General features: G+C 46.3%; 3 protein-coding genes. All 3 read left to right on the forward strand.

Features of this window, described 5'->3' with window-relative positions; all coding sequences use genetic code 11:
* Positions 1 to 12: 12 nt before the first annotated feature.
* The 3 genes from C7R92_RS06695 to asnB are packed head-to-tail and all read left to right on the forward strand — an operon-like array spanning position 13 to position 15,281.
* Positions 13 to 7,371 (forward strand): beta-ketoacyl synthase N-terminal-like domain-containing protein, encoded by a 7,359-nt coding sequence (locus C7R92_RS06695; RefSeq protein ID WP_106833644.1) that lies wholly within the window; start codon positions 13 to 15, stop codon positions 7,369 to 7,371.
* Positions 7,372 to 7,425: 54 nt separating this feature from the next.
* Positions 7,426 to 13,437, forward strand: coding sequence for a non-ribosomal peptide synthetase (locus tag C7R92_RS06700; protein ID WP_106833645.1), 6,012 nt, complete (start codon positions 7,426 to 7,428; stop codon positions 13,435 to 13,437).
* 26 nt (positions 13,438 to 13,463) lie between these two features.
* Complete coding sequence (asnB, locus tag C7R92_RS06705) at positions 13,464 to 15,281, forward strand: asparagine synthase (glutamine-hydrolyzing) (RefSeq protein WP_106833646.1); 1,818 nt, start codon at positions 13,464 to 13,466, stop codon at positions 15,279 to 15,281.

Consider the following 15,281-nt stretch of genomic DNA (forward strand, 5'->3'; position numbering starts at 1 on the left):
GGAGTGCCTAGAATGAACAAAATGGACGAGCTTCTCTTAAAGTTACTGTGGGGTCAAATGCAGTCGCTTGGCTGCTTTACGGAAAAGAATCAAGCGCTCAGCGATCTCAAAAGAAAAAGCGGTCTGCTTGACTTATATGACCTGTGGCTCGAAGAAACGGCTTCTGTTTTGGCCCGGAATGATTATCTCGTTTACGATCGCGCGACATCTACCGTGATCGATACGGCTCCCATTTCTAGTGCCGCTGTCTGGCAAGAATGGGAGCAAGAAAAAGAAGTCTGGCTAAAAAATTCGGATACGAATGCGCAAGTCAAGCTAGTCGAGGCAACCCTGCGTGCTTTACCGCAAATTCTCACTGGAAAAGTGCGGGCCACAGAAGTCATCTTTCCCAATTCGACGATGGAATTAGTCGAGAAGGTATACAAAAATAACACGGTTTCTGACTACTTCAATGAAGTGCTCGCTGATACAGTGGTTGCTTTTGTTGAGGAACGGCTGAACCAAGATTCTACGGCCCGAATTCGCATTCTCGAGATTGGTGCAGGTACGGGAGGAACAAGTGCTGTTGTTTTCCAAAAACTAAAGGCGTATGAAAAGCATATCCAGGAATATTGCTACACAGACCTGTCCAAAGCCTTTTTCATGCATGCAGAAAAAGAGTATGGCCCAAGCAATCCTTATTTGACCTATCAGATTTTTAACGTAGAAGAGTCGGTGACGGGACAAGGAATGGATCTAGGCGGGTATGATATTGTCATTGCAGCCAATGTCCTGCACGCCACTAAAAATATTCGCCAAACGCTGCGTAATGCGAAAGCTGTTTTAAAAAAGAACGGCTTGCTACTGCTGAATGAAATGAGTAAAAACACCATCTTCCTCCATCTTACCTTTGGTTTGCTGGAGGGATGGTGGCTGTACGAAGACCCAGAGCTGCGCCTTTCAGGCTGCCCTGGGCTATCTTCGTCAAAGTGGCAGAGAGTATTGGAGGAAGAAGGATTTCAGTCGGTCTTTTTCCCAACAGAAGAGGCGCACGTGATGGGGCAGCAGATTATAGTTACCGAAAGCGACGGCGTGATTCGCCAACAGCAAAAACAACAGCCGAAACCTGCAACGAGCATAAATGCGGAACAACCAAAACCAAAGAGAGTGAACATACCTTCCGCTCCTGAAGGAAAGGCAATCGAGGAAGTCCTGCGCGAAAAAAGTACGGAATACATCAAACAGTTGATTGCTGAAACGCTGAAAATGCCGAGTAACCGAATGGATACTTCAGAGTCTTTAGAGGCATATGGGATGGATTCCATTTTATCTGTACAACTGATCAATCCATTTCGGAAAATTTTCGGAGAAACGATCAGCGGTACGTTGTTTTTTGAATATCAGACAGTAGATGACTTAGTCGAGCATTTACTAGAGACACAAAGGGAAGCGCTGATTTCACTCACAGGATTGGATGATCACAAGCAGGAGCCAAATCGAACGGAAGATCATGTTGAGTTTTCTCCATTGCCGAAAATCGAAGGGAAACGAAACCCAAGAAAAGCGAGAGCATTTGCGTCATCTGCTCATTCGCAAATGACGGCGTCCAAGCCTGCGTCCTCCGGTAAAATAGCGATTATTGGCATGAGTGGGCGCTTTGCTCAAGCTAACACCTTGGATGAGTTTTGGGAGAATTTAGTACAGGGTAAAAAGTCTATTTCAGAAATTCCAGCCGAGCGTTGGGATTGGACAGAGTATTATCATCCAAATCGAGAGGAAGCCACTTCCCACGGAAAAAGCTATAGCAAATGGGGGGCCTTCTTAGAAGAATTTGATCAGTTTGATCCGTTATTTTTCAATATGACTCCGCGAGAAGCAGAAAATATAGACCCTCAAGAGCGCCTCTATTTAGAAGAGTGTTGGAAGGCGTTAGAAGATGCAGGCTATGCCTCATCGAAGATGTCTACGGAGCTGCGAAAGCGAACAGGGGTATTTGGTGGCATTACGAAACAAGGATTTCATCTGTATAGCACGGAAACCACTCATCACTTTCCGACAACCTCATATTCATCGATGGTAAATCGGGCATCCTACTATCTAAACTTACAGGGTCCGAGTATGCCGATCGATACGATGTGTTCCTCAGCATTAGTAGCGATTCATGAAGCATGTGAATACATCCGAAATGGGAAGGGAAGCATGGCGATTGCTGGCGGGGTGAATCTGTACACCCATCCGCATACCTACTTTGGTCTGACAGTGGGACAGCTCATCTCCCATACATCTGACAGTGCTGCCTTTGGGAACGGCGGAATAGGTTTTGTGCCTGGTGAGGGAGTGGGTGCTGTTGTTCTCAAGGATTACGATCAGGCTGTACAGGATAGAGACCATATCTATGCCGTGATACGAGGAACCGCCGTCAACCATAAGGGCAAAGCCAATAGCTACATGACACCAAGCCCCAACCCAATTGCAGATGTGATGAAAGAAGCATTGGAAGAAGGCGGACTGGACCCTCGATCCATTAGTTATCTAGAAGCGTCTGCCTATGGATCAGACATCGTCGATGCCGTAGAAATGACAGCGGTGACGAAAGCTTTTCACAACCGTCAAGGAACAGAAGGGGACTATCGACTCGGTTCGGTCAAACCGAATATCGGGCATTGTGAATCAGCTTCCGGTATGTCGCAGCTGATGAAAGTGATTTTGTCGTTACAGCATCAGACGCTAGTTCCAACCCTGGTTCCTGCCGAATTGAATCCAAATATTCCTTTTGATCAACTCCCCTTTCAATTGCAGCGAGAGGTATCGGAATGGAAGCAGGTCACTGTAGATGGGCAGACAGTCCCCCGACGAGCAGGCATTACCAGCTTTGGCGGCGGTGGAGTGAATGCCCATCTTATCGTTGAGGAATACAACCAAAATTCACCAAGCAGAGTAAATGATTCAGAACCTCAACTGTTTGTTTTTTCGGCTAAGACGAAAGAGAGATTGCAAGCGTACATTCATCGCTGGATTGGTTATTTGCAAAAGCACCAACCTATCGATCTAGCGAATACAGCTTATACCCTTCAAATCGGAAGAGAAGAAATGCCTTGCCGTTTAGCTGTCATCACCAATAGTCAAACAGAACTTTACCAGAAATTAGAACGTTGGTTGGAACATCAAGCAGAGACGGATCATTGCTTTTTTGGGGATCTCAAGGAAAACAAAGAATGGATGCCAGACCGAGTTGCTCAGGCAATCGAACTAAGAGATGTAGGGGAACTGGCAAAATGGTGGGTTCTAGGCAATCCCATCCCTTGGCAGAAGCTGCATGAAGGGAAGGAGTTATCCCGAGTAGCTAAGCTCCCAACCTATCCATTTAAGAGGAGAACGTGCTGGATAGAACGCAATCAAACGAATCACTCTAGGAGGGAGACGAGCATGACATCCGCTCATCCAGAATTCGAAAACAAGGCCGTTGAGATTTACACCTATAGCGCCAACAGCAGCGAAGCGGAGTTTTCGGAGGATTACTTGACCGTATGTCCATTTGAAAGGAAGATTCCAGGCTTTTCAATGAGTCGCGTCATTTTGAATCCGGAAAAATATCCGTTGGAAAGAGAAATGGTAAGAGAGAAGCAAGTAGAGATGCGACAAGTACTTTTTTGCAAAGAAAATTTTTCGCGCTTGCAAAAAGTGTTGGACTTTGGATGCGGTCATGGGACAGATGTGATTCAAATAGCAGAGCTCTATCCGCATATGGAAACCCACGGATTTACGATTACCAAGGCGCAAGCAGAGCTTGGCAATCAACGAATCGCGCAGAAAAATCTGGGGGCTCGTGCGAAAATTTTCAACAAAGACAGCTCCAAGGATGCCTTTCCTGATCTCTACGACATGATTGTCGGGATTGAAGTGAGCTTCCATATTCGAAATAAACATGGATTATTTCAAAATATCTCTTCTTCTCTGAACGAAGAGGGAACCGTTCTGTTGATCGATTACATAGCGAATACGCGAGGACCAATCGTAGACCAGAACGTAGAAGTCAGCATTCCCACCGTGCAAGAATGGATTGAGCTTTTAGCGGAGCATCAGTTGGTGATTGATGAAATCATTGACGTATCGCCGCAGATTGCTAACGCCTTGCATGATCCTGATGTGGAACAATACATCAAGCATCTGCCTAAAGCTGTTCAAGATTTGTATATTAATACAGTCAATCAATCCATCTCTCTCGAACGAGGGTGGATCAGCTATTGCTTGTTTAAGCTGAAGAAGGCTCCGTATCTTGCGTACACGAAGCGTTGTGAATGGAATGCCAGCAAAATATCGAAGAAGAGACCTTACCCAGAAGCATTAGCGGAAATGGTAAACAGCGGTTCTATTCCTTATCCGAAAAAGCAAACGCGAACGCTCCCGAATCCAAATCAGCATGGTCACAGCTTTCATTGGAATAGGGAAACCATCAAAGAATCTTTGGTAGAGGCTTTTGCTGCCGTTTTAGGTCATCTACCAGGAGAGCTGGAAGAAGTAGAGACCTTGAAGGATATAGGAATTGGCTCTCTTAACGCCGTTGCCTTATCCGAAATGATTAATAGCAAATTCAATCTGAAACTACCGACCAGCGTTGTGTTCGAACATAATACGCTAGATGCATTGGCAAGCTATATAGCCAGCCATTTGCAGCAAGACGAGCCTAGCCAGCTTCATGCGAGTAAACCATTCGTGTCGGATGCTCAAAATCAATCATTTACATCTGAATATTCTGAACAAAAACGTGATTTTGCGGCAGATCAGTCCATTCCGGATCGGACAAAAATCAAAGCGAGCCTGATCCAGGTCTTTTCGACCGTTTTAGGCTTAAGACAAGAAGAGCTGGAAGAAGTGGAATCCCTAAAGGATTTGGGAATTGGCTCACTCAATGCCGTTCCATTATCCGAAGCCATCAATAGCAAGTTTCATCTGAAACTACCAACGAGTGTTGTGTTTGAGCATAATACGCTAGATGCATTGGCGAGCTACATCGCGACTCATCTACCAGAGCGCCTATCAGCGCAGGCAGAATCGTTTAACCAAAGTCATGGAAATCTTGACGAGAAGCCTGCTTATACAGAGAGAGTCTCGACGCGGAATATTGCCTACGAGCCGCCTAAAGCTGCTTCCGATGATATTGCGATCATCGGGATTTCCTGCCGCACAGCAGGTGCCCGGGGGCAAGATGAATTCTGGGAGCTCGTCAGTCAGGGCAAAGATTGCATCAGAGAAGTGACCAATCCAGACTGGCGTGCCTTTTTCAAAGAAAATGCATTCGTAGATATTCCGATGAAATACGGGGTGATGGAGGACATTGAATATTTTGATCCAGCGTTTTTCAAAATTTCTCCTACCGAAGCCCAATCAATGGATGTCACGCAGCGCATCCTTTTACAAGAGAGCTATAAAGCATTAGAGGACGCAGGTTATACCCCGTCCATGCTGAGAGGACAACCCGTTGGTACCGTCATTGGCGCAATGGCAGGAATGACAGTAGAACAAGATTTCTCTCATTTTGGCATGCTCGGATCGGATACGAGTATACTCGCCTCGCGCATCGCTTATTTCCTTGACCTGAAAGGACCCGCTCTGGCTGTGAACACAGCTTGCTCATCCTCTTTGGTTGCGATCGATATTGCTTGCCAAAAGCTGAAGACGGAAGAGGTCAATCTGGCCATCGCAGGAGGAATTACGATTTATTCCCATCCTGCCCCGTTTATTTCGATGAGTAACGCAAGGATGCTATCTCCTACAGGGGAGTGTCGTCCGTTTGACAATGGAGCCAATGGCATTGTCGTTGGGGATGGCGTTGGCGTTGTGATTTTAAAAAGATTGCAAGATGCATTACGAGATAACGATAGCATCTATGGTGTCATCCGTGGCAGTGGAACGAATCAGGATGGACGGACATTGGGCATTACTGTGCCTAGCTTCCAAGCGCAAAGCGACCTGCAAAAATCCATTTACGCGAAAAAACAGATGGATGTGGAAGACATTCAATATATCGAGGCACACGGAACCGCAACCAAATTAGGGGACCCTGTAGAGATTCATGCGCTGAGTGAATCCTTCCGCCAATTCACACCGAAGAAACGATTCTGCGCCATTGGTTCTTTGAAAGCCAACATCGGCCATACCACAGCGGCGGCTGGGGTGTTGAGTGTCATCAAGGTTTTACTCAGCATGAAAAACAAGAAGATGGCCCCTTCGATCCATTTTGTCAAAGAGAATGAACACATTGATTTTGAAAACAGCCCTGTTTATGTGAATACGAAGCTGCAAGATTGGCAGACCAATTCCAAAGGCTCTCGCTTGGCTGCGGTCAGCTCTTTTGGCTTCAGCGGCACCAATGCTCATCTGGTGATCGAAGAGTTTGATAGAAGCAAGGTAAGAGCCTCTGCTCCTGTTGTGGGTCAAGAGATAGCGACGGGAGTCTTCGTGCTGTCAGCAGAATCACGTGAACAATTGGTGGCTTATGCCATGAAAACAAAGGCATTTGTAGAGAATCATCATGATGTGAAACTGGCAGATTTCCTTTATACCTATCAGACTGCTAGGGAATCGATGTCTCATCGAGTAGCAATCGTGGTAGACAGTAAGGAACAGCTGATTGCGCAGTTAGAGCAATTCATACAAAGTAATGGGGCGAAAACGGCTGATCTGTTTATCGGAGAAATAAACAAAACGGGCGGAATCAAGATCGGCGATACGGAAGAGGGACGGGATTTTATCCGCAATCTCGCTCTGAACAAGAAGATCAAAAAACTGGCTGAGCTATGGGTTCATGGTAACGAAATAGAGTGGGGAGCTCTCTATCCAAAAGGAATGGTAAGCCGTCTATCAGGCCTGCCAAGCTATCCTTTTGCCAAGGAACGATACCGTTTACCCAAAGTTGTCGTAGGCAACCGAACCCATCCAGAAGCAGCCGCCACCTCCGAACGGACAGCAGAAAAACACGAACACAGACCAGCAGACATAGCCAACTCAACTGAGCTACCTCGTGTTCAGGTGGAAGAAGCAGATGTGAGCGAGACAGAAATCCAAAACTCGGTGATCCATCATGATGTCATACATGCTAACGATGATGATACACCACGTAACGAACTCGTGAGAAAAATTGCTGCTGCGTGGGAAGAGGTACTTGGCGTGAAAAAGGTTGACATCCACAAAAACTTCCAAGACCTTGGCGGCGATTCAATCATGGCCACTCAGATTATTTCCAGATTGAAGAATAGCTTCCCGGTTGATTTGGATTTAGACAATCTCTTTTCCGCGCCAACTGTTGCAGGAATGGCGGAGCTGATTGAAGAGGAACTGATTGCTGCTATTGATGAGCTTCCAGAAGAGGCAATTTTGGAGCTATTAAGCTGATGAATTCATCTATAAAAAAGGCAGCAGAATCACCATGTGGGAAGGAGCAATCCGATGATCAATGAGAAGGAATCAGCTAAATCAAGAGATGAGATACTTGCCGAGAGCAGATCGAAGCTTTCCGAGAAGAAACTGGCCTTGCTGGAGAAGCTGAAAGGCTCAAAACTGGAGACGAAAAAGACTGGGATTCCGCGGCGTTCAAGAGAGGGCTTCGTGCCCCTCTCTTTTGCCCAGCAGAGACTATGGTTTTTAGACCAGTTGGTACCTAACAGTCCTGCTTATAATGTGGTTGCCGCCTTCCATCTATCGGGTGAGCTTCACACAAACATCATGGAGCAGTGCGTTAATGAGATAGTGGAACGCCATGAAGCCCTGCGAACTACCTTTCAAGTCGCAAACGGAGAGCCGTATCAGCTAATTGCTCCTGCCTTGCAAATTCCATTTCCCATTGTCGACCTGACAGGACATCCCGAGGCGCAGAGGGAGGATGAGTTTCGCCGACTCGCGAAAGAGGAAAGCATGTATGTTTTCGATCTAACCAAAGGACCCTTGTTGCGTGTTACTTTATTCAAACTCGGCGAAGACTTGAATATTCTACTTTTGAACGTTCACCATATCATCATAGACGGATGGTCAGTCGGAGTTTTCTTCAGAGAAATGGTTCTACTTTATCAGGCATATCTTGCGGACAAGCCTTCACCATTGCCTGAGCTTCCGATCCAGTATGCTGATTTTTCAAGCTGGCAGCGGGAGTGGCTTCAAGGAGAAGTTCTGGAGAAACAGCTTTCTTACTGGAGAGAAACCCTTGGAAAAGAAAGCAGCGCGTTAGAGCTACCAGTAGACCGTACAAGACCTCCTATCCAAACGTTTCAAGGAGGGAGCCTAAAACTACAAATTCCCTCTTCCCTTTCACATGCCATGAAAGCGCTGAGCGAGCAAGAAAATGCCACGCTGTATATGGTTTTGATCACCGCGTTAAAGATATTGTTGCACCGTTACAGCGGGCAAAATGATATCCGGGTGGGAGTGCCCGTAGCGAATCGTAACCGAGTGGAAATGGAGAATCTGGTCGGCTTTTTTGTGAATACGTTGGTTCTCAAAACAGATGTTTCCGGCAATCAAAGCTTTAGAGAACTGTTGTCACGTGTGAGAGAAACAGCGAACAGCGCATACAGACATCAAGACGTACCATTTGAACGATTAGTGGACGAATTGCAGCCTGAGCGTAATATGAGTCAAAATCCACTGTTTGAAGTTTGCTTTGTGTTGCAGAACTTTCCTATGCCGAAAAAATCGGACATGTCTGCATTAGGCTTTTCCTTGGTCAAATTTGAAGAATTCCGTAACAACACATCCAAGTTTGACCTCTGGATTCAGGTTGTAGAAAAAGGCGATATCCTTGACCTGGACGTCGAGTTCAATTCCGATATTTTTAATGAATCGACAATTAGTCGCTTGTTAGAAAGCTTTACAATCGTGCTGGCAGGCATTGTCGCGAATCCGAACCAGCCGATTTCAGATTTGCCGATTTTGACCGCTGCGGAAGAGCAAAAGCTGTTGATTGAATGGAACGATACGAAGACGTACTACCCACAGCAAGATAGGTGCCTTCATGAAATGATCGAAGCGCAGGCTGCCAAAACACCAGATGCCCCAGCCGTTATTTTTGAAGAGGAGCAACTCACTTACCGTGAATTGGATCAACGGGCGAATCAGCTGGCTAACCATCTCGTAAAACAGGGTGTAAGCGCGGAAACGCTTGTGGGCATTTATATGGAGCGCTCATTTGAGATGGTCATTGGGCTGTTAGGTATCCTCAAAGCAGGTGGAGCCTACGTGCCCCTAGATCCAAGCTATCCGCAAGATCGGGTTGCCTTCATGATCACGGATGCGAATCCTTCTTTCCTCTTGACTGCGGAGGAGCTGAAGAACACGCTCCCTGAATACGGTGGACAACTCATTTGCCTCGATTCAGATTGGGAGACAATTAGCATGGAGAGCCATATGGCACCTGCAAGCGGAGTCAACAGCGACAATTTGGCGTACATGATTTACACCTCAGGTTCCACTGGTAAGCCAAAAGGTGCGATGAATGCTCATCGCGGTATCGTCAACCGGCTTTTATGGATGCAGGAACAATATCAACTGAATGAAACCGATCGGGTCATGCAAAAGACGCCTTTCAGCTTTGATGTGTCGGTTTGGGAATTTTTCTGGCCGTTAATGACGGGCGCTTGCATGGTAGTAGCTCGTCCAGAAGGTCATAAAGATACGACTTATTTGGCACGTTTGATCAAAAAAGAGAAAATCACTACCATGCACTTCGTTCCTTCCATGCTTCAGGTGTTCCTGGAGGAGAAAGAAATCAGCGGCTGCGATACGCTACGACAAGTCATTTGCAGTGGCGAAGCCTTATCTTATGCAACGCAGGAGCGCTTTTTCGAGTGTCTCGATGCGGAATTGCACAACCTCTATGGTCCTACAGAAGCGGCGATTGATGTCACGTACTGGGCATGTCAAAAAGGAAGCAAGCTTAGATCCGTGCCGATTGGACGTCCTGTGGCAAACACCCAAATCTACCTGTTAGACGAGCACCTGAATCCTGTTCCCGTGGGTGTTGCCGGCGAGCTGCACATCGGTGGTGTACAGCTGGCTCGCGGATACTATAACCGACCTGAGCTGACAGAAGAGAAATTCATCCCTGATCCATTCAGCAAGAAAGAGGGAGCACGCCTTTATAAAACAGGTGACTTGGCACGTTACATGCCGGATGGAACGATCGAGTATCTGGGCCGAATTGATTTTATGGTCAAATTAAGAGGGTTCCGTATCGAGCTGGGTGAGATTGAAGCTGTATTGGATGAACATCCACATGTACAAAAAGCGGCTGTGATCGTTCATGAATCCGAGCAGAGACCAGGGCAAAAGCAGTTGATATCTTATATCGTGCCAGATTCACAGACCAAGGAAAAACTGAAAAAGGCAACAGAAGAAGCACTTCCTGTGGAACAGGTATCAGAATGGCAGGATGTCTTTGATAAAGCCTATGATGATGTAAATAAATATGAGGCGGATTTCAACATTACCAGCTGGAACAGCAGCTATACGGGTCAACCCCTTTTAGCGGAAGAAATGCGTGAATGGGTCAATTCGACGGTTGATCGTATCCTTGCCTTGCAACCGAAAAGGGTACTCGAAATCGGGTGCGGTACAGGGCTGTTATTATCCCGGATAGCGCCTCATTGTGAGCAGTATTGGGGAACAGATTTTTCGTCAATGGCGTTGGATTATATTACGGCGAATCTGATCAACCAAAGAGAGGATTTATCCAATGTCACACTGCGTAAGAGCTATGCGGATGATTTTCATGGACTAAAGGGACAGAAGTTCGATGTGATCGTGCTCAACTCTGTGGTGCAGTATTTCCCGGATGCGAGCTACCTGTTGGATGTGCTGAAAAAGGCCATACACGCCATGAATGACAAAGGAGCAATCTTTGTCGGTGATGTTCGTAATCTTTCTTTACTGCAAACCTTCCTCACTGAGGTTGAGATGGAAAAGTCACCGGCGACGTTGACCATCGATCAATTGCAGCGCCGCGTGCAGAAGCGAATGAGACAAGAGCAGGAGCTGGTTATCGATCCTGCATTTTTCTATGCGCTTCAAGCGCAGCTGCATCAGATCAGCCATGTAGAAATCAAGTTGAAGCGAGGCAGTCATCATAACGAATTAACTCGCTATCGCTATGATGTGGTTCTTCATCTCGGCAAAAAAGTGCAGCCGATTGAGGACTTTTCCTGGCTGGATTGGCATGAGGAGGGATTCCAAAATATTGATGGACTTCGTCAAATCATGACCAAGTATAAACCGCAAATCTTAGGGCTTACGAATATCCCAAATTTGCGGTTGGACAGGGCGAATCGATACCAGTCATTGCTTGGTGACGGAGATGTTCTCAAAACGGTAGAAGAACTGAGAACAGATCAAAACGATCCTTACAGTGGAATTGACCCAGAGGAGCTTTGGCAGTTGGGCGCTGAGCTTCGATACAGCGTGGATATTGCTTGGATGGGTGATAGAGAGGATGGCAGCTATGAAGCTGTGCTCCGACCTGAGCATTTACTAGAAAAAAGACAGCGTAACACAGTGGTCACCGCTTGGCACCGTCCAGCGAAACACTACCAGCCGATCGAAACGTATGCGAATGATCCTTTGACAGACAGAGTTGCTCGCCAGTTCATTCCAGAGCTGCGCAGTTATTTACGGGATAAGCTGCCAGATTACATGGTTCCGTCTATCTTCGAGTTTATCAAGGAAATGCCAGTGAACATGAATGGAAAATTGGATCGCAAAGCGCTTCCTGCGCCGCTTATGGAAGTGCCAGAGATGGAGGGAGATTTTGTACCACCGACGACCGAGACGGAAAACATTCTTGCCAATGTCTGGGCTGAAATATTGGGCTTGGATAAGGTTGGCATACATAATAACTTCTTCGGATTGGGTGGCGACTCCATTCATACCATTCGAGTGGTTGCGAGAGCAAAACAATTCGGTTTGGAACTGACTCCACAGCAAATTTTCCAATTCCAGACGATAGCTGAACTAGCAGAGGTTGTAGGTGGGGCTTCCACCCAAAGCGCGAAGCGAACTCCAAACGCAGTAGAGCTACCAACACTGGATAAGCATCAGCTGGATCGGATAAAAGTAGATAACCCATACATGGAGGATGTTTATCCGCTGACGATCATGCAAGAAAATATGCTGCATCGATACAAACATCATCCAGAGCCTGGTTTGAATGTGGTTCATCATGCTTTTCGCATAGAGGGTGGCCCTTTCCATGTATCTGCTTTCGAGCAGGCATGGAAGCATCTCATCCAACAATTCCCTGCATTGCGAACCTCCTTCATCTGGGAAGAGCTGGATGAACCGATGCAGATCGTGCATGAGAAAGTGGATATCCACATCAAACAGGAAGATTGGCGTGGCGTTCCGGAAGATAATCAACATGAACAATTGCAATCCTACATTCAGCAGCTTAGACAACAAGGATTTGAGATGGGCCATGCACCACATGCACATCTTGCTCTGCTTCAAGTAGGAGAGGATGTCTACTACTTTATTTATGTCTTCAACCTGATGTTGCAGGATGGCTGGAGCTATACATTGATCGTTAAGAGACTATTCGAATATTATCAAGCGTTTTCCCAAGGGAAGCCGATTGATATTGTGCCTGTCTATCCTTATCGGGATTATGTTGCCCTACAAAAAGGGCAGGACTTAACGGATGCCGAGTTGTTTTGGAAGAAAAATCTGAAAGGAATGACCAGCTCCACTCTTGAATGGGCGCAGGCGAGCAGGAAGAATATCTCTGCCGATGAACCTCCCTATTCTCAAGAAAGGTTCATCGTATCGCCAGAAGTCTCCTCGGCGCTATTATCCGTGTCTAAGAAGTATCATCTGACGCCATATACATTGGTACAGGGGGCTTGGGCATTGCTGCTCCATCATTACAGCGGTAAGGAAGACGTTGTTTTTGGTACGATCTTCTCCGGCCGCAGCATAGCGATGATGGAGGTCGAGCATTCTGTCGGGCTTTTCTTCAATATTCTGCCCATTCGCGTAAGTATTGAGCAAAACATGAGGTTCTTGTCTTGGCTCCAAAACATGCAGTCCAAGGTAGTAGAGACGAGTCAGTACGAATACACGCCGCTGAAAAAAATATACGAGTGGTGCGATATCCCACGAGATCGGCTTTTGTTTGACAGTTATCTGGTAAGCGAACAGCTCCCCGATTTCTCTTCTGTGTTTAGAGGATTTAATGATGTCCTCGGCGCTACCATCTATGATTCTATCGCTCAGACGGAGCATCCGTTACGAGTGGAAATCCTTTTCTATGAACAAGTGCTAGTCCTGCATATCAACTACTATCGACGTTTCTTCAACGATAAGGAGATTAGCAGTATGCTGCAGCATTTGAATACTCTTTTAGAAGGATTGGTAGCGAACCCAGAGCAAAAGGTAAGCGAGTTAGTCCATGCGATAACGTATCATCCCCAACACTAAATTGGCGAACAAGAGGAGAGGTTACTATGTGTGGAATTGTGGGATGGCTTGATTGGGATGACAATTTGTCATCCCAGCATGCTATTTTGCACAAAATGGCTCAAGCGATCCAGCATCGCGGGCCAGACGAAGAGGGATATTGGTTGTCTCCTCGGGCAGCGATTGCGCATCGGCGCCTGATCGTGATCGACCCAGAAGGCGGCAAGCAGCCAATGATCTACCGAGAAGGAGATCAGACGTGTGTCCTATCGTTTAATGGCGAAATCTATAATTATTTGGAACTGCGCCGCCAGTTAGAGCTGCTCGGACACTCCTTTCAAACCAATTCTGACACGGAAGTATTACTGCACGCTTTTTTGGAGTGGAGAGAGGAATGTGTCCGTCATCTCAATGGAATTTTTGCATTCGCCATTTGGGACGAAAAAAATCATCGATTGTTTTTAGCGCGTGACCACTTAGGTGTGAAACCATTGTTTTATTGCCAACGAGGGAGCTCGTTCTTGTTCGGCTCCGAACTGAAAGCTTTGCTTGCCCATCCAAAAGTGAAGCCTGAAGTAGAAGCGGATGGGTTAGCAGATATTATCGGACTCGGTCCGGCGAGAACACCTGGATTTGGAATTTTCCGCAATGTCAATGAGGTTCGAGCTGGACATTGTGTAACAGTCACGAAGGATCAAATCAGAACAAGGGCCTATTGGAAACTGGAAAGTAACGTGCATACTGACGATATGGATACAACGACAGAAAGGATACGCGCTCTGTTACAAGACACGGTTCAACGTCAGTTAATCTCTGACCTGCCATTGGTTAGTATGCTGTCTGGCGGTTTGGACTCGAGTGGCTTAGTAGCTTTAGCCGCTGAAGAGCTTCGTAAAAAAGGGAAGACGTTGCACACCTATTCGGTTGATTTTGTTGACAATGATCAGCATTTTGAAGAAGGTTTGTTGCACATTAGCTTGGATGCACCATGGGCGAAATCAGTTTCAGAGCATGTACAAACGAAGCATCAAGAGATTACCTTCAACGCTCAAGATCTGATTACTCATTTTCATATGCCGTTAAGAGCGCGTGATCTCCCGGGATTAGGGGAGACGGATACGTCGCTCTATTTGTTTTGTCGTGAAATGAAGAAAAACGCGACCGTCTCGCTATCAGGTGAATCGGCAGACGAAGTGTTTAACGGGTATCCTTGGTTTCAGAAGGAGAAATTCTTGAATTCAGGCAAATTCCCTTGGATGGAGCATGACGGGTGGAGTTCATTTTTAAATGAAGAAGCCATCGAAAAAATCCGCCCACAAGAATATCTTCGCAGGCGGTATGAAGAAGGGATTGCAGAGGTACATCCTTTGGAAGGGGAGACAGCATTGGAAGCGCAACAGCGCAAAATGTCGTACCTCTTTATCACACGCTTTCTTCCGCTGCTATTGGATCGCAAGGATCGAATGAGCATGTATACGGGGTTTGAAGTACGTGTTCCTTATTGTGATTACCGTCTGGTTGAATATTTATGGAATGTCCCATGGAAAGTAAAAAATATTGATCAAATCGAAAAAGGCTTGCTTCGCAGAGCGTACAAAGGATATTTGCCGCAAGAAGTATTGTACCGCAACAAAAGCGCATATCCGATGACCTATCATCCAGAGTATTACCATGCGATTTTGGACCATATGAAACAAATTTTAGCGAACCCTAATTCACCTCTATTACCATTGATTAATAAATCTGTGATCCAATTTGTACTGGATGGAAAAGCACCTATGAATCTAGCTCAATCAACGAAGCTGATCGAATACCTCGTTCAAATAAATATGTGGTTAGAGGAATACAAGATTTCCATTCGATAG

This window comes from Brevibacillus porteri, from assembly GCF_003013475.1.
Lineage (GTDB): Bacteria > Bacillota > Bacilli > Brevibacillales > Brevibacillaceae > Brevibacillus > Brevibacillus porteri.

Bases quoted from the DNA above. Each gene is read 5' to 3' on its own strand.
- asnB (WP_106833646.1), top strand. From the start codon at position 13,464: ATGTGTGGAATTGTGGGATGGCTTGATTGGGATGACAATTTGTCATCC.
- C7R92_RS06700 (WP_106833645.1), top strand. From the start codon at position 7,426: ATGATCAATGAGAAGGAATCAGCTAAATCAAGAGATGAGATACTTGCC.
- C7R92_RS06695 (WP_106833644.1), top strand. From the start codon at position 13: ATGAACAAAATGGACGAGCTTCTCTTAAAGTTACTGTGGGGTCAAATG.